Here is a 20,536-nt window from a genome sequence, read left to right on the forward strand (position 1 = left end):
AGTTTAAAGTGAAAAAGTAATCTTAGTAAAAAAAGCCTTACTATAAAAAGTAAGGCTTTTGTGATTATAGAGAGATTACATAGCTAGCACAATTAATCCTTCCCTATATACTAAAAGAGAACATGATATAATTTTAAAATAAAATAATATCTTTCTCGCGAATAATTTGCAAATTAGATATCAATCTATGCTTACTTTTTTAAGTATTTTTGCAATAAACAAGAATTTTCTAATCTATGAGATTGAAAGAGCGTAGTCTTCTTTTTTCTAAGATCCTTTTAATAGGTATTGCATTTTTTTTTATCAGAGGTTGTTTGTCAAAAAGACACGATGTTATTACATCTGATAATGAATATATAACTCTTTCACCTTGGAACGCTCAAAAAACTGAAAAGCTTATTCTAAACATAAAGCCATTATTCTATTGGAAGCAATGGCCTGTAAATACGCAAGGTATTTTTAATGATAACCTTCTTAAAAAGCCTGACACATTAAATTCGACTGCTATCATTTGGACAAAAATAGGACATCCTCCAAAAGGTTTTGGGACCTATAGATTTTTTATTAAACAAAAAGACCTAAATAAAGAAGCCGTTCTTAATTTGTCCAGAGTTTTAGGAGCATGTGAAGTATGGATCAATGGGGAAAAACAAGTTGCACATGGAAAAATATCTAAAAATCTTATAGATTCTGAAGATGATATACCCCCACTTGTTGTAGAACTTCCGAACGAAGAGCTTTTAGATGTAATGCTTTTAGTATCCAGTGCTAATTCGAGATTAGGAGGAGGTTTCCCACTTCAAAATTCAATTGATGAAAAAGAAAGGTTTTTCTTGATTAAAAAAAGAAAGTTCGCTTATGAAGGTTTGATGACCATTTTGATTTTAATTTTCGGAGGTTATCAAATATTTATTTATAGGAATGTTCATCGCGAAAAGTATTTCTTATATTTTGGTCTTTTCTGTTTATCCGGTGGCGCAAGGCAATTATTTGTTGGAGAGGCATTTGTTAATGAGATTTTTCCCAATATCTCTTTTGAAGTGGTTCAACGATTACGGTATATATGTTTTTATAGTGGACTTGGTTTTTTGTTTTTATATCATCATTATTTATTTCCTAGGTATTTTTCTCGAAAAATAGTGATACTATTTACTGTTGTTCCTGCTTTGGGTGTAGTGTATATACTAAGTACCTCTGTTTTTTATGGAACTTATAGCGCACCAATTTTTCAGATTTTTGGTCTTTTAAATGTGATCGCCGGATTTTGGTTGATTATAAAAGCTATAAAAGATAACAGACCTTTTGCAAAATTGATATTACTCAATTTAGTTATTCTTTCTACTACTTTTACTAATGATATTTTAAATGCAATGATGCTTAGACAAACAGGTTTTGTTGTCATTATGGGATTACTTACGTATGTAATATTGCAATTGTATTTAAATCATAAAATTACTAAAAAGCGAGAGGCGATGCTTTTAGATATGACTTTAGAAGTAGAGAAAATGAATGAAAAAATACAGAACAATGAGGCTAGGATTTCTAAATTACTTCATGAATCGTATTATCATTTAAAGTCAAAAAAAGAATTAGCGGATAACTTAAAAAAAATTAAAAGAGATGATGATGACACTGTATCTATAAATAGTATCGTCAGCAACCTAAGATCGGAATTGGTAGAAGATAATCAGCTTAATACCATTAAGAATGATATTGAAATTCTGAATTATGATTATCTCCAACGATTAAAGGCAAAAGCTCCCAACCTAACAGATACAGATTTAGAAATTTGTATTTATTTCTACATCGGATTAAATAGAAAAGAAATTTGCCGTTTGCGTGGTACCTCCATAGAAGCTATTAGAAAATCTCGTTACCGTATTCGAAAAAAACTTGAATTAGCTGTAGACGATGATTTAGAAGATTACTTAAAAAATATCTGATACTTCAGTATATATTATTCCTAATTATATCGTGTAATAAGATTTCATATATGTATGTTTTCGGGATAAACTTTGTTTTCGGTTTTAAAATCAAATTTTACCTACCACACTGATATTCATTTTATTACATTTATTTTTCATACTTGTCCCCCTAAGTGTCCGCTTCGTTTTCTTCTCTAGATTATTCTATTAAAATAGTTTTGTAGTGTTAAAAATTGTTAACAAAGATTTTCAAAATCTTTCTGTTAATAATGAATAAGATTTTTCTACCCTAAATCTAAGTTTATGAAAAAGCATGTCTGCTTACTACTACTATTTATAATAAGTAGTGTTATTGGTTATGGTCAAGGATGTAGTGCCTTAATAGAACCTGTTTCTTTAGAACAACGCATTATGGAAGCATCCGTAATTGTTGAAGGAAAGGTGATCTCTAGTAATAGTTATTGGGATTCTGATCGGCAAAATATTTATACAGTTCACCAAATTGAATCCTACAAAAACTTTAAAGGAACGAGTACATCAATCGTAAAGGTGGTTACCTCAGGCGGACAAATTGGAGAAAACATTCAAATTACATCGAGTGCAGCCAACTTATCAAAAGGCATTACAGGTATTTTCTTCCTTAAGGATTTTAGGAAGGATCTTAAGGTTTCTGATAATTTGTTAGAAATGGTGGGTGCTGTCCAAGGTTTGGTAAAGTACAATAAGGTTTCTAATGAGGCTTCAGACGTATTTTTCAAATATACCTCCATTGAAGATGACTTGTACTATAGAGTGCAAAAAACAACAAAACGTAGGTATACACAACTAAAAGAACGTCCACTAAGACAACAAAAACGTGCAGCTTTAGCTACTCCAATAATTTATAGTTTTTCACCTTTGTCAGCAACAGCTGGTACAGGAACTGTTTTGACAATTACTGGAACCAATTTTGGAAGTTCTACCGGATCCGTTGGTTTTTCAAATGCCAATGATGGAGGTACAACTTACACCTATGCGTTGGATTCTCAAATTCTAAGCTGGTCCAATACAGAGATTCAGGTTGAGATTCCTTATTTGGCAGGTACAGGAAGTATAACCGTCATCGATACTGATAATGATAGTGAGGTTACCACAGTTCCTCTCACCATTGCGTATAGTCATTTAAACGCTACATCTGGCACGGTAGATTATCCTTCAACGCTTCAAGACGATAATGGCAGTGGAGGTTTTACTTTTGAGTATCATACCGATTTTGATACCAGCGATGCCAAAACCTATTTTGAGGATGCGTTTGAATTGTGGAATTGTGAATCTGGTATCAACTTTAGTTTTGGAAGTACCACCAGTACCGACGAATCAATAGCTGACGGAATTAATGTTGTCCGTTTTGATAACGGTAGTGAACTTTCTACAGGAGTATTAGGACAAGTAACCACCAGATATTTAGGTTCTTGTGGTACGACAAACAGAGCGATAGCTAACGAGATAGATATTACCTGGAACGATAGTACCAACTGGTATTATGGTAGTGGTGATCCATCGGCTTCGCAATACGATTTCAAGACGGTTGCATTACATGAATTAGGTCACGCGCATCAACTAGGACACGTAATTGATACGGATCTTATTATGCACTATAATTTAGGAGCTGGAGAGAACAGATATAGCATAGGTACGGATGATGTAGATGCTGCAGTGTACACTATGAGTATTTTTGAACAGTCACCTGGTTGTAGTGTCACAGCGATGAGTTCTAGCGTATTTTGTTGCGATGACATTGCTATTAGTTCGCATCCACAAGATGCTACCGTTGGCGAAAATGGTTCTATACAATTTTCGGTAACGGCATCAGGTAATGATACTACATCTTGGTTTAGTAGTGCAGATGGTAACTCTTGGACGATGCTTTCTGATGATAGTGTGTATTCTGGAACATCTACAGCAACCTTAACATTAACCAATGTTCCTTCAAGTTATAATGGACTTTTTTATAGAGCGTATCTTGAAAATGCTTGTAGCGAGTTTCTAAATACAGATCAAGCAACATTAACGGTTTACGAATATACGGCGATACCTGATACGAACTTTGAGTCTGCCTTAGAAGCGTTGGGGTATGACGATGTCTCAGGAGATGGACAAGTACCCACCTATTTAATAGAAACTGTAACCTCATTAGATGTTCAATACTCAAGTATTTCTGATCTTACAGGTATAGAAGATTTTACAGCACTAGAATATTTACAGGTAAGGAATAACAGCTTAACAACGCTGGATGTAAGTGCAAATACAGCTTTAGTCTCAATTGCTTGCAGAGATAATGGTATCGCAACCCTTGATGTAAGCAATAGTCCAAATTTAATCAGTATTTATGGTGCATATAATAACCTCACTGAAATAGATCTGAGCAACAACCCTTTACTGGAGGCTTTAGCCGTACGAAATAATAGCCTAACAACACTTGATTTAACTAAAAATACAGCTTTGAACGAAATCAATGTTCGTAATAACTCTTTGACTAGTTTAGATCTACGCAATGGGGCAAATACAAATTTAACTTCACATAATTTCAATGGAAACTCAAATCTAAGCTGTATTCTAGTCGATGATGCCGATTATAGTACAACAAATTGGACAAATGTAGAGGCCACCACTAGCTTTTCTGACAATGAATATTGTAGATATACAGCAGTTCCTGATTCAAATTTCGAAGCAGTTTTAGAAACTCTTGGTTATGACGACATCTCTAATGATGGGCAGGTTCCAACAGCTTTAATTGAAAATGTAACGAGTTTGGCAATACCTGAAAACAATATCGAGGATACTACAGGTATAGAAGATTTTGTATCCTTAACAACATTAGAGTTTTATCAAAGTGGAGTAATATCTCTTGATTTGTCCAATAACACATTATTGGAAACAATTAGTATAACGGATAATCCTCTAACGAGTATAAACATTTCAGGACTCATAAATTTGCGAGAACTTGTTCTTGTACAAACAGATATCACAAGCATTGATGTTTCTAGCAACACTTCGCTTGTTGTATTAGATATATCTGATAATCCTTTATTAAGTTCAGTTGATGTTAGAAACGGGAACAATTCAAATTTCACATCTTTTGACGCTACTAATACTACGAGTCTTACTTGTATTAGAGTAGATGATGCAGATTATAGTAATACCAATTGGTCTGGAAATATTGATAGCGATGCAAGTTTTACCGAAACAGAATATTGTATATATACAGCCATTCCTGATGCAAATTTTGAAGCAGCATTAAATGCACAAAATTATGATGATATTTCTGGTGATGGTCAAGTGCCTACGGAATTAATTGAAACGATTACCTCCTTAACAGTTGACAATGAAAGTATCACAGACCTTACTGGAATTGAAGATTTTGTAGCATTGACTACTTTGAATATAACAGAGAATATTTTTACAACGCTTGATTTGTCGAATAATACAAATTTAACTTCTCTTGAGGCTAATTCTTGCGGATTGACTAGCCTTGATATTTCACAGAATAATAAGTTAGAGGAGCTCACAGCATATTCGAATGAGCTGACCACATTGGATACTAGTAATAATGCGGCATTAAAATCTTTAACGATGTATTCAAATAATATTACAACTTTGGACTTATCTTCTAATACTGCTTTAGAGTTGGTAGAAGTTTATGATAATGATTTGACTCAGCTGAACGTTCAAAATGGCAATAATAGTCAAATCCTTACATTCGACGCTACAGGCAATAGTAATTTATCCTGTATTCTGGTAGATGATATTACATATAGTACATCCAATTGGACAGATATTGATGGACATACCTCCTTTAGTGATACACAATGCGAGGCTTACACAACTATTCCAGATAGTAATTTCGAAACTGCCCTAAATAGCTTAGGATACGACGATATACCAGGAGACAACCTTATACCTACAGATTCAATAGCTTCCGTGACAAGGTTAGAGGTGGGTAATTTGGATATTGCCGATCTTACTGGTATAGATGATTTTACAAGTCTCACATATTTAGATGTTCGTAATAATGATTTAACAGAGCTCAGTTTACCTAATAATTCTGCTATCGATACCTTATATGTGCAAGGAAATAAGTTAACCTCATTAGATATTACAAATAATCCAGAGATTATCAAATTAGATTTTAATGGAAACAGTCTGACTAGTATTGATCTCTCTCAAAATGTAAACTTAGAGGATGTTGATGGTTATAAAAATAGTCTAACAGAACTGGATATTACGAATAACACGGCTTTAAGGGAAATCTATGTATTCGATAACAATTTAACTAGTATAAATACTTCTAATAATATTGCTTTAGAAACACTATATATATATCAGAATGAAATTAGCAATTTGGATGTATCGAATAATACGAATCTACTGGCCTTGTCTTGCCGCAGCAATAATTTAACATCGCTGGATTTAAGTAACAATAGTCAATTAGTATATCTAGCAGCATTGTCAAATGCTATCGAAACAATTGATATTTCTAATTCGATATCGCTTGAAACACTTTTTATATATGACAATAATTTAACTGCGTTAGATGTAAGTAATAATGTACAGTTAAAATACTTATTGTGTCAAAATAATGATATTACTACAAGTCTAGACTTAAGTACTCATACGTTACTGGAACAGCTGAACATTAGTAACAACGGCATAACAGGTTTGAACTTACAAAATGGTAATAATACAAATATTTCCACATTAGAAATTTCTGGCAATCCAGATTTGTACTGTGTACAAGTTGATGATGTAGATTATGCAAATACCAATTTTACTGGTAAAGATGCCCAAACTACGTTTAGTACTCTTTGTGATGGCGTGTCTGTATCGTTGACAGTTGTTTTAGAAGGAGCTTTTGATCTTGGTGGCAGCGGTAGTGATATTCTTATGCATGACGATCTAAGAGATAATGGTGTATTGCCTACGACTTCTCCATATGAAGATGCCATTACCGTTAGCGCTTCGGTTTTTGATGTAACTGGTAGTACTGCAGTAGTAGATTGGGTACAAGTGCAATTAAGAAATTCTGAGGATATTAGTGAAATTTTAGCTTCGAAATCTGCTTTATTATTACGAAATGGAACAATCGTAGATTATGATGGTGCTTCTGAGGTCGGAATTGACGCAACAGAAGGCGATTATTATGTGGCTGTAGCACATAGAAATCACTTAACTATTGGATCTAGTACCGTTCATTCCTTGTCTACTAATACCACACTTACATTGGATATGACTACGGACACCAATGTGCTAAATGCTGCTAACGCCCTAAATGATATGGGTGATGGCTATTATGCGATGCCGTCAGGAGATTATGATGGTAACGGTCAGCTACAAAACTCGGATGTTAGTGCTATTATTAACCTTCTAGGAGGTTCTGGCTATAGCGAAGCCGATCTGGATATGAATGGACAAGTACAAAATACAGATATCAACAATTTATTAAACCCCAATATCGGAAAAGGAGAGCAATTTTAATACTAACCCTTCCCTATTAAACTTTTAAACCCCTTACTATGAAAAGAAATTATCTTTTATTACAATTCGTATGCTTCATTGGTATCATGACTGGTCATGCACAAAATACCAGTATCCCAGATGCTAATTTCGAGGCGTACCTAGAAACTATTATTACAGATGATGTTTCAGGAGATGGGCAAGTACCTACCTCAGAAATTGAAAACCTCACTTCTCTAGATGTAAGAAGCTTGAATATTAGTGACTTAACGGGTATTGAAGATTTTGTAGCCTTAGAAACATTATACTTTAGTGATAACAACATAAGTACCGTTGATTTTTCTAACCTAACAGCGCTAAAAACATTGTGGGGTTTAGCAAATAATCTGACCTCACTAGATCTTACCAATAATACGGCATTAACAGATATACGAATTGAGGAAAATAGTATTACTTCCTTAGATGTAAGTAATCAAGCAGCTTTGGTCATTTTACAGGTAAACGATAATGAACTAACTACGGTAGATATAAGCAACTCAACTTCATTAGTGCGATTCCGTGCGTATGGCAACCATTTAACGAGTGTAGATTTAAGCAATCATGGTTCGGTTACCCAAATCCAGGTACAGAATAATGAATTAACGTATTTAAATATGCAAAACGGAAACAATACGAATGTATCCAAGTTTGTGGCTACTGGTAATGATGAATTGAATTGTATTCTGGTAGATGACGAAGATTATAGTACCTCAAACTGGACAGATATAAGCACTCAAACCTATTTTAGTGATACGGATTGTACTCAATATACATTGATCCCAGATCCTAATTTTGAACTTGCTTTAGACGGATTAGGCTATGATAATGAACCTAGTGATGGACGAGTACCAACAGCTAATATTGAAGGAATTACTTCTTTAAATGTTAGTGGTGATGGAATTGAAGATTTAACAGGTATTGCTGATTTCGCTGCTTTACAAACATTGAATGTTGCTACAAACGAATTGACGTCTTTAGATCTTTCGAGTAACACGAATCTAAGCACATTAACTGTTAGTAATAATGTAGATTTAGCAAGTATAGATGTATCAGGATGTACCCTGTTAGAGAGTATTACTGGGGCGAGCAATGCATTTGCTACCATAGACGTATCAGCTAATACAGCATTAACATCATTATCCATCACTGATAATGCATCTTTTTCTAGTATTGATTTGAGTACAAATACAGCTTTAACCTCCATTGTATTAAGCAACTTAGAGACTTTAGAAAGTGTAGATCTAAGTAATAATACAAGTTTAGCAACGGTTCAAGTAGATTACAATACTGCCTTATCTTTTTTAAATGTAAAAAATGGAGCCAATACAACTATCACTAGTTTTATAGCAAATAATAATGCTAGTTTAACATGTATTTTAGTAGATGATGTAAGCTATAGTCAAACGAATTGGACAACAGTTGATGACATTTCGTATTATAATGATACTGACTATTGTGAGTATACAGCGATTCCAGATGCAAGTTTTGAAAATGCGTTAGGTGCATACGATGATATTGCTAACGACGGACAAGTACCTACAGCACTGATTGAAACTATCACCGGTTTAAGCTTGGGTTCAAATACCATTTCAGACCTAACAGGTATCGAAAATTTTATTGCTTTAAAAACACTACATATCGCAAGTAATGATATTACTTCACTAGATCTATCCAATAATAGTAATTTAACCAGTGTAGAAATTAGCCTGAATGAGAGCTTAGAAAGTATAGATCTTTCAGGATTATCAGCATTAGAAACTTTTGTAGCGACATCTAATGCATTGTCAATGATTGATTTGTCAGCAAATACGGGATTAACTTCATTAACGTTGAGTGATGAAGATAATTTAGATGAAATAGATTTGACTACCAATGTAAACTTAACAAGTGTACAAATAGACTATAACACAAATTTATCGAGCATAAATATCAAAAATGGTGTAAATACAAGTATTACCAATTTTGTAGCCAATAATAATGATAATTTGACTTGTATTTTAGTGGATGATGTAGATTATAGTACTACCAATTGGACAAGTATTGATAATACAACTTTTTATAGTAGTACCTATTGCGAATATACAGCGATACCCGATGCGAATTTTGAAACTGCACTAAGTAGTTATGATGATATTTCTAGTGATGGACAAGTACCAACAGAATTAATTAAAGATATTACGACTTTAAATGTAAGAAATAAGTCTATCGCCGATTTAACAGGTATTGAAGATTTTACGGCTTTAGAAGAGCTCAATGTAAACGATAATGATTTAACAACATTGGATGTTTCTAATAACGTAAATCTAAAGAAACTACAAGTAAGAGATAATGTAAATTTAAGTAGTATAAATGTTTCAGGATGTACTTTGTTAGAAGAATTCGTTGCTAGAGATAATGCATTTGCGACGCTTGATCTAACATCAAGTCCAGAATTGCATACATTATTTATCCTATTTAATGATGCTTTTACTAGTATTGATTTAAGTAATAGCACAGCATTATCTTCAGTTACTTTAAGTGCCCTTGGAAATTTAGAGAGCTTAGACTTTCAAAATTGTCCTAATCTAACTTCAGTGCAAGCTGATAATAATTTGAGTCTATCTTACATAAATGTTCAAAACGGAGCGAACACAAGTATTACACGTTTTTCTATAGGAAGTAATGATAGTCTTACTTGCGTGTTAGTAGATGATGCAGCATATAGTACAACAAACTGGTCATCGATTCCTGATGGAGCCAATTTTACAGATACCTATTGTTTATATACCTCAATTCCAGATGCGAATTTTGAAACAGCTTTGGAAACTTTAGGATATGATGATATTTCTGGAGATGGTCAAGTACCAACAGGATTGATTGAAACGATTACCGATTTAGATATCAGTAGTAACGGTATTACCAATTTAACAGGAATAGAGGATTTTATAGCTTTAATAAATTTGGATGCTAGATCCAACGATTTAACATCCATAGATTTGAGTAATCAAACCTTATTGGAAACGTTAGATGTAGCTTCTAATGATTTAACTTCGATAACTTTACCAACAAATGGCAGTATTACTTCTATTGAATGTAATGATAATAGAAGTTTAGCCAGCTTAGATTTCAATGGAAACACAAAAATTGAAACGATTCGAGCTAATTATACCGCATTTGAAAGTATTGATGTTTCTGCATTAACAGAACTGGATAGATTGATTTTAGAGAACAGTGCAATTACCAGTTTAGATCTTTCAGCAAATACAAAACTCACCTATTTAAATGTTTCATATAGTGCATTAGAAAACTTAGATTTAAGTAATAACCCAGCTTTAGAGTATTTGTATGCGACTCATAATGATATCATTTCTTTAGATGTTACGAATAGTAGTTCGCTATTATATTTATTTGCTAATAACAATGCAATAACTAATATTGATCTAAGCAACAATCCTTCGTTAATATTCTTATGGTTAAACGACAATCAATTAACAGAATTGTCTATTGAAAATAATACGCAAGTACAAGAGTTTTCTATTGCTAACAATTCCATTTCAGCTATAGATGCAAGCAACAACACGAAGTTAGAATGGTTTATAGCAAACGACAATGATTTAACCCAAGTTGATTTAAGTAATAATTCTAAAATAACACTCATCAATGTTTCCAACAATAGCCTAACTACATTGGATGTGCAAAATGGAAACAATGAAAATATAACCTCTTTTGCTGCAGATGGAAACGCAAGCTTAACCTGTGTCTTGGTAGACGATGCTATCTATAGTACTACCAATTGGACTACGATTGATGATCAAACTAGTTTTACGGATGAATATTGCGAATACACTCAAATTCCAGATGTAAATTTTGAAGCAGTATTATACGAATTAGGATACGATGATATTTCGGGAGATGGACAAATACTTACAGAAAATATTATTGGAATAACGGAGTTAGATGTGAGTTCTAAAGAAATAAGTGACTTAACCGGAATTGAGAATTTTAGAGCGTTGGAAGAACTAGAAGCGAATTCAAATACAATTGCTGAAATAGACTTAAGTAAAAACACTGCTTTAAAAGATCTAGATCTAAGAGCTAATAGTTTAACAAACTTAGATCTCTCTACAAATACTAATTTGGAAGAACTTGCTGTTGATGATCTTAATTTTACATCAGATCTTGATCTTTCTAACAATACGAATCTAACTCGAATATCTGCCGAAGACACCAATTTAACAAGCTTAGATCTTTCTAATAATACAGCCTTAGTAACCATTGAATTAGATGGAAGCCCAATTTCAACATTGAATATAACTGGCTTAACACAATTAACAACATTGAGTATTGCTAATACAGGAATGGAAAGCATTGATCTTTCAAGTAATACAGCCTTAGAATATTTCTATTTTGATGGTTGCGAGTTTGATACACTTGACTTTTCAAACTTAGCTAGTTTAAGTATTGTCTCAGGAGATAGTGATAATTTGGTTTCAGTAACTTTACAAGGGAACGAAGCATTACAAAATTTCCAAGTGAATAGTGATGCGTTAGTATCTCCAGATTTTAGCGAAGCAGTAAACTTAAATTATGTCAGCATTATAGGAGCAGAATTGGGTGACTTAGATTTGAGTAATAACACCGTACTTACCAGAGTGCAATTGCTCAATACCAATGTAACCAGTCTTGATATGCGAAATATTGATCTTTCACAAATTACACAGTTTAATTTGAGTGGTAATGATGAATTGAGTTGTATTTCTGTAAGCGATGTGGAATATGCAGAAGCTAATTTTAGTAGTGATTATACCTATGATGATGATTGTTTTTATACCTCAATACCAGATGCGAATTTTGAAGCAGCACTTTCATCATATGATGATATTGAAGGAGATGGAAAAATACCTACAGCTACTATTGCAACAATTACAGAGTTATCAATAAACGTAAAATCGATTTCAGACTTAACAGGTATTGAGGATTTTACTGCCTTAATATCACTACGAGCAAGTACTAATAGCATAACAGAAGTTGATCTTTCAAATAACATTTATTTGGAGACTTTGGCTATGTATGACAATCAACTTACAGAATTAGACCTAACTAATAATCCTGAAATAGATTACATAGATATAGAAGGAAATCAATTAACAACTTTAGATCTTTCTGCTAATACCAAACTTACTGATTTAAGAGCATATGATAATCAATTTACGAGTTTAGACCTATCAAATAACATCTTATTAGAAAAGGCGTATCTTCATAATAATGGAATGGAAAGTTTGAATCTTTCAGGACTAACAGTATTGGAAGAGTTGTACTTAAGGGATAATAATTTGACTAGTATCGATATAAGTGATAGTGCTAATTCTTTAAAGAATATCGGTTTAAATGATAATCCTCTATTAACTTCTCTTGATGTTAGTAATATGACAAGCCTAGAATATGTAGAATGTGAAAACTGTACGGCGTTAACTTCAATTTTATTAGAAAATAACACCAATTTATATGGCTTGACTGTAGATGGTGCTTTAATTACGGAGTTAGATGTAAGTTCGGCGACTAGTTTGCGATATTTAACTGTTACAGGAACCACACTTACCTATTTAGATTTATCAAATAATCCCTCATTATTAGAAGTATTTGCCACAGATGGACAGCTAACCAGTATCAATATGAAAAATGGAGGAAATACGAATATTAATGAATTTGAAATTACAGGAAACCCCGATTTAACTTGTGTGCGAGTGGATGATGTTGCGTATAGCACAACGAATTGGACGTTAATAGATGATCAAACCAGTTTCACGGATGGTTACTGTAGATATACGGCAATTCCTGATGCTAATTTTGAAGCTGCTTTGAGTAGTTATGATGATATTTCTGGAGACGGACAAGTGCCAACTTCCAATATTGAATCGATTACCAATCTATCTATTGGAGCCGCATCTATCTCAGATGCAAGTGGGATTGAGGATTTTAGAGCATTAACCAATCTAAGTTTATATGATAATAGTTTGACGGAAATTGATCTTTCAAACAACATACATCTTGGAATTATCAATCTAAGTGACAATCAATTAACGGCTGTAGATTTTAGTAATAATACTGACATATATTATATGGATATTCGAGGAAATCAGTTAACAGCTCTAGATATTTCTAAGAATACTAAAATAACCTATTTAGATGCAGATGACAACCAAATTACGAGCTTAGATGTATCAAATAATACAGCAATAGAAGAGATTTACCTAAGCAATAATGCAATGGAAAGCATCAATCTTTCAGGAGCTATATATTTAGAAGTTGCTAATTTAGAAGGAAATAATTTTACGGATATAGATCTAAGTGATAGTAGTGAAAACTTGGATGAATTAATGCTAGACAATAATGCTCTATTAACGGCTATCGATCTAAGTAATATGGAAAATTTAGACGATGTGAGTTGTGATAATTGTAGTCTATTGGCATCAGTTACGATTGAAGGTAATAGTAACCTAGATGTATTGAGTTTAGATGGTACTTCGATTACTGAAATTGATCTAAGTGGAGCACCTAGCTTACGATTTTTGAATGTTGTAGGAACAGCACTTACCTATTTAGATCTATCAAACAATGCTTCTTTGGTGGACATATTTGCAACAGATGGTCAATTAACAGGGATTGATCTAAAAAATGGAAATAACACCAATATTGATGAACTTGAGATTACAGGAAACCTAGATTTATACTGTGTTCGTGTAGATGATGCGGAGTATAGTACAACGAATTGGACCTTAAAAGACGATCAAACTAGTTTCAGTGACACCTATTGTAGATATACTACCATTTCAGATGCCAATTTTGAAGCAGCATTGAGCAGTTATGATGATGTTGCAAATGATGGGCAAATACCCACAAAAAACATAGAAGAAATAACAAACTTAAATATCTCTAATCAAGGTATTATAGATTTAACAGGGATTGAGGATTTTGCCAGTTTAACACACTTTTACGTAAGTGATAACAGTCTAACCAGTTTGGATCTTTCAAACAATACTAGCTTAGAAATCGTATATGCATCAAATAATAGTATTACAGAAGCTACTTTGACCAATTGTGATCAATTGGAACAGTTACACATTGATGATAATCAGCTTACTTCTTTAAATATTAATACAAATACAAGTTTAGAAATCTTATCTGCAGAGCGGAATAGTATTACTGATCTGGATTTTTCTAATAACACGCTATTACGAGAAATTGTACTGTATAATAACAGTTTAACAAGTATTGATATCTCTATGCTTACTGCTTTAACTGCCGCTTTTTTAGATGGAAATGATATCGCTAGTCTAGATCTTAGTAATAATACATTGTTAGAATGGTTAGAGGTTAATGACAACTCGCAATTAACAGCCATAGATCTGAGTAATTTAGAAGACTTCTTAGAGTTGTATTGTAATAATTGTACCTCTTTAGCATCGGTAACTATTGCAAATAATCCACTTTTAGGATTGGTAAGTATAGATAATACAGCAGTATCCTCTTTAGATTTTGAGGATTCCTCAGGATTGTATACGGTAAGCATTCGAGAAACCAATATTACAAGTTTAGATTTGTCCAATCAAGTGACATTGAATGATTTTTATGCAACCGATGGACAACTTCAAGAATTGAATCTTCAGAGCGGAGGAAATACTAATATTAATAATTTTGATATTACAGGAAACCCAGATTTAACTTGTGTTTTAGTAGATGATGCCGCCTACAGTACCACAAATTGGACATCAGTAGATGATCAAACAAGTTTCAATGAAACGAGCTGTGAAGCTGATGAGGTATTGGTTTCAGTAAAAGTAATTTTAGAAGGTGCTTATGACAACGCTGGCGAAGGTATTGTAATGCACGATGATTTACGAGATAATGATGTATTACCAACTACATCGCCATACAATGCAAGTGAAACCTGCGAGTCTACTGTTTTTGATACTCATGGAGATTCGGCAGTAGTTGATTGGGTAGCCATACAACTGCGAAATTCTGAAGATATTACGGAAGTTTTAGTTACAAAATCAGCGCTATTATTAAGAGATGGCAATATTGTGGATACGGATGGAACTTCAGCTGTTTCTTTAGATGCTTCAGCTGGCAATTATTATATAGCTGTAGCACATAGAAATCACTTAACCATTAGTTCCAATACCGTTCATTCTTTATCGAGTACTGCGCTTACATTAGATATGACTACAGATACGAATGTCTACAACGCTAGCAATGCACTTATAGATATGGGAGACGGTTTTTTTGCCATGCCTTCAGGAGATTATGATGGCAATGGTCAGATCCAGAACTCAGATGTTAGTGAGATGATCAATCTTTTGGGAAGTTCTGGATATAGTGATGCCGATCTGGATATGAACGGACAAGTTCAGAATACGGACATTAATAATGTATTAAACCCTAATCTTGGAAAAGGAGAACAATTTTAAAATACAAACAAAGCATTGTACTTATAATAAATATCTTAACAAAAACACCTGTAAAACAACAATATACAATTATGTACGCCTAGTTGTCCGCCTTGTTTTATTGGTTTGTCAACCCATGATCCGTACTATTGCAGTAAAGAAATACCTAATGATAACACTTGTAAATATTTTATAAAACCCCTTAATATCTAAACATATGAAATTACCTTACAATTTAAGAAATAAACAACTACAATTTTTGGTTCTACTAGTACTTACTAGTATGACAATTCAAGCACAGGACATTCATTTTACCTTTGCCAATGCTCAAAAAAGTATCGAAAATGGAAATTACTATTATGAAGCTGATATTATGATCGAAGCTTCAGAAGGCTTCAAATTAGGATCTGGCCAAATCTACCTAACCTACAATCCAGAAGCTTTTGGAGCTAATATTTCAAAAAATAGTGGGATTCAATATGCGTATGAACCTGGTTATATCTTAGGCGAAAATTATACATTACCAGCCTATAAAAGCTTTATCCAAAATGACAATACTAATAATAGAGTTTCTTTTGCCTTCCAACAAGGAGTGAGTGCAGAGTCTATCAACAAAGAAAATGTAACTACAGCTTCTAAGCCTTTATTTCATATCAAATTACAATATGTAGACGCAACTAAAGATCCTATGATTGCTTTTGAAGAAGGAGTGATGTATCAAGATCAGTTTTTTACTGCATGCGGAAGCATGCTCAAAACTGGTGTTAAAGCTGGATTCCCTGATTGTGCTAATTTACCTGGTAAACAATTAATGAATGACACTTACGATTCCAGTGGTGCTTCTTTACAAACTTTAAATATCGAAGAGCAAGAGATCGCAGCAGTTAGTTTATATCCTAATCCGGCAAAACAACATTTTTTAATACAGGGTTTAGGGAATACCACAACAGATATCCGTATTACAGATACCAATGGCAAATTAGTACAAATGCTATCTAGTCATTCACTGGAGAACACCATTAATATTTCACAACTACAAACTGGTGTGTACTTTGTACAAGTAGATAGTCAAAACTCTCAAAAAAGTTACAAGCTGATTAAGGAATAACCAAAAGATATCGCAGGCAACATAGTATCCTTTTATTAGCTGCAGTACTCCGCTTTTACCCATACCCCATAGCGCAGCTAATAGGGAGCTATTTGCCAAAATGTAAGGTCATAACAACTACTTATAATAAAATTAAACCTAAAAAGACATGAAAAAAAATACCCTTTTAACCCTACTGATGCTACTTACTACAATAGTCGGCGCACAGGACATTACATTCACCTTTGAGAATGCTAGAAACACCAATGATGGAACGGATGACTTTTATGAAGCTGATATTTACATAGCATCTACATCTGATTTCAAACTCGGTTCTGGACAAATCTATTTTAACTACAATACGGCTGCTTTTGGTGAAAATATTGATGCCAATAATAATTTCGAATATTTACAACCTGATGGTTCTATTTTGGCAGAAGTGTATGTATTGCCTGCATATAGTTCTTTTATTGCTAACGACAATACTAGTTCCAGAGTTTCTACCTCCTTCCAGCAAGGTTTAAGTAGTGGCGCAATTACTGATAATAATGTAACCAGTACTCCTAAACATTTATTTAGTATTAAAATAAAATATGCGGATATCAATGAGGAACCTATGATCACCTTTGAAACTGGAGCTGTATTTTTAGATCAGTTCTTTACTGCTTGTGGTCCTACAACATTTGGTTTTCCAGATTGTACAGACAACCCTGGAGTTCAAATTACCAATGATACCTTCGATTCTTCTGGAGCTACTATAGTTGTGGACACTACGGCACCTATAATTAGTTTAACAGGAGATGCAACGGTGACTGTTGAAGCTGGAACTACCTATTCTGATGCAGGAGCAACAGCAACGGATGATATCGACGGAGATATCACAGCTGATATTGTTACGGCAAACCCAGTAGACACCTCTATTCCAGGAGTATACACCGTTACCTATAATGTAAGTGATGCTTCTGGGAATGCTGCCACAGAAGTTACCAGAGAAGTAACGGTAGCAGATACTACGGTTCCTGTCATTAGTTTAACTGGAGATGCAGCAGTAACCGTAGAAGCAGGAACTACTTATTCAGACGCAGGGGCAACAGCAAGCGATTCTTTAGATGGAGATATTACAGCAGACATTGCAACGGTAAACCCCGTAGACACTTCTATTCCAGGAGTATATACTGTTACTTATAACGTAAGTGATGCTGCTGGAAATGATGCTATAGAAGTAACACGAGAAGTGACTGTAGCAGATACAACCATTCCTGTGATTAGTTTAGCAGGAGACACAACGGTGACTGTAGAAGTAGGAACTACCTATTCCGATGCCGGAGCCACAGCAAGTGATTCTTTTGATGGAGATATTACAACAGACATTGTTACAGTAAATCCAGTGAATACTACAGTTCCAGGAGTATACACGGTGACCTATAATGTAAGTGATGCAGCAGGAAATGCTGCTATTGAAGTAACAAGAGAAGTAACGGTAGCAGATACAACTATTCCTGTAATTAGTTTAACTGGAGATGCGACTGTAACTGTAGAAGCAGGAACTACATATTCAGATGCAGGAGCAACAGCGAGTGACTCTCTAGATGGAGATATTACAGCAGCTATTGTTACTGTAAATCCAGTAGACACATCCGTACCAGGAGCGTATACGGTGACCTATAATGTAAGTGATGCAGCAGGGAATGCTGCTGTAGAAGTTACAAGAGAAGTAACTGTTTCAGATACAACCATACCTGTGATTAGTTTAACAGGAAATGCGACTGTGACTGTAGAAGCGGGAACTACCTATTCCGATTCAGGAGCAACAGCGAGTGACTCTCTAGATGGAGATATTACAGCAGACATCGTTACTGTAAATCCGGTAGATACAGCTGTTCCTGGAGTGTATACTGTTACTTATAATGTAAGTGATGCAGCAGGGAATGATGCTATAGAAGTAACAAGGGAAGTGACGGTAGCAGATACAACTATCCCGGTGATTAGTTTAACAGGAGATGCAACTACGACTGTAGAAGCAGGAACTACGTATTCAGATGCAGGAGCAACAGCATCTGACTCTTTAGACGGAGATATCACAACAGCTATCGTTACTGTAAACCCAGTAGATACTTCCGTACCAGGAGTGTACACTGTTACCTATAATGTAAGCGATGCTGCTGGAAATGCTGCGCTGGAGGTAACTAGAGAAGTAACGGTGTCAGATACAACTATTCCTGTAATTACATTATCTGGTTCTGCAACAGTAGCCGTAGAAATAGGAACTACCTATACGGATGCCGGAGCTACAGCATCTGATTCATTAGATGGAGATATCACAGCAGACATTGTTACTGTAAATCCAGTGAATACTGCTGTACTAGGAGTATATACAGTAACTTATAATGTTAGCGATGCAGCAGGAAATGCAGCTGTAGAAGTAACTAGAGAAGTAACCATAGTAAATACAGCTGTACCAGTAATAACATTATCAGGTGATGCAACAGTAACTGTAGAAGCAGGAACTACCTATACGGATGCAGGAGCTACAGCAAGCGACTCTGTAGATGGGGATATCACAGCAGATATTGTTACTGTAAATCCAGTAGATACGGCTGTACCTGGAGTGTACACCATTACCTATAACGTAACGAATTCTTCAGGAAATACAGCTATAGAAGTTACCAGAGAAGTTACCGTAGAAGATACTACTGTTCCAGTGATTACCTTATTAGGAGATAATCCATTAGAAATAGCGCAAGGAGAAGTTTATACAGATGCTGGAGCAACAGCAAGTGATTCATTAGATGGAGATATTACTGCAAATATTGTAGTTGTAAATCCAGTAGACACTTCGGTAGATGGAACGTACACTATTACCTATAATGTAATGGATGCAGCAGGTAATGCAGCAGCAGAAATAATCAGAACAGTAACCGTTTCTTCTGTTTTAGGGATAGAGGATAATGAGATTGATGGATTAGAAATATATCCGAACCCAACAACTGATAGATTATTTATTTCTTTAGATGTTAAAAAAGTGATTATCTATAGCGTCACAGGACAAAAGATACTAGAAACTGCTAATAATAGTATTGAAATGAGTGAATTTGGAGCTGGAGTATATTTTCTGCACATTTTTACTGAGAAAGGAAATGCTATCAAACGAGTGCTTAAAAAGTAAACAAGTTGATGATTGTTTTATGTAGTAAAAATTAACAAGATGGCAAAGAGTCAAGAATTTTTAAAAAAGTTTTTACGTTTTATCAGTTCGGTTTCAATGGACAATACTGTAGACTCTTTGCTATCTATGGAAAATAAATTAAAACAATTAAAAGAAAAATTAGCATCGCTCGAAGAGATAGAAACTAATCTACAAAATGATTTAAATGATTTAAACAATTTAAAAAAAACAACCTATGATAAAAAAGAAGACAATCTTGAAATATAGGTTACAGGTAACCCTCACAATTTTTTATACAATACTGTTGTATATCATTCTACGATTATCTTTTGCTTGATTTGATAATCTAATAAATTGCTAGTTCTTATATAGAGAATTAAGGGGCTTTATATAAATT

6 protein-coding genes are annotated in these 20,536 nt (G+C 34.0%); all 6 read left to right on the plus strand.

All coding sequences use genetic code 11. From position 1 onward, the window contains the following. The first annotated feature begins 236 nt into the window (after window positions 1–236). The 6 genes from GBO31_RS12915 (at window position 237) to GBO31_RS12940 (ending at window position 20,406) form a co-directional block, all read left to right on the plus strand. Complete coding sequence (locus GBO31_RS12915; protein WP_219008771.1) at window positions 237–1,943, plus strand: 7TM diverse intracellular signaling domain-containing protein; 1,707 nt, start codon at window positions 237–239, stop codon at window positions 1,941–1,943. A 285-nt stretch (window positions 1,944–2,228) separates the two neighbouring features. Beyond that, entirely contained in the window at window positions 2,229–7,439 is a 5,211-nt protein-coding gene (locus GBO31_RS12920) for a matrixin family metalloprotease (protein WP_219008772.1), read from the plus strand. Window positions 7,440–7,477: 38 nt separating this feature from the next. After that, window positions 7,478–15,907, plus strand: a complete 8,430-nt coding sequence (locus tag GBO31_RS12925) for a hypothetical protein (RefSeq protein WP_219008773.1) — start codon at window positions 7,478–7,480, stop codon at window positions 15,905–15,907. A gap of 262 nt (window positions 15,908–16,169) precedes the next feature. Further along, the gene (locus tag GBO31_RS12930) at window positions 16,170–16,994 is read left to right on the plus strand and encodes a T9SS type A sorting domain-containing protein (protein WP_219008774.1); all 825 of its coding nucleotides are present in this window, start codon (window positions 16,170–16,172) and stop codon (window positions 16,992–16,994) included. A gap of 148 nt (window positions 16,995–17,142) precedes the next feature. Then, the gene (locus GBO31_RS12935; protein ID WP_219008775.1) at window positions 17,143–20,139 is read left to right on the plus strand and encodes an immunoglobulin-like domain-containing protein; all 2,997 of its coding nucleotides are present in this window, start codon (window positions 17,143–17,145) and stop codon (window positions 20,137–20,139) included. 39 nt (window positions 20,140–20,178) lie between these two features. Beyond that, window positions 20,179–20,406 carry a hypothetical protein gene (locus tag GBO31_RS12940; protein WP_219008776.1) on the plus strand — a complete coding sequence of 76 codons (228 nt, stop codon included), beginning with the start codon at window positions 20,179–20,181 and terminating at the stop codon, window positions 20,404–20,406. Window positions 20,407–20,536 lie beyond the last annotated feature (130 nt).

This window comes from Aquimarina litoralis (assembly GCF_019295435.1).
GTDB classification, from domain to species: Bacteria; Bacteroidota; Bacteroidia; order Flavobacteriales; family Flavobacteriaceae; genus Aquimarina; species Aquimarina litoralis_A.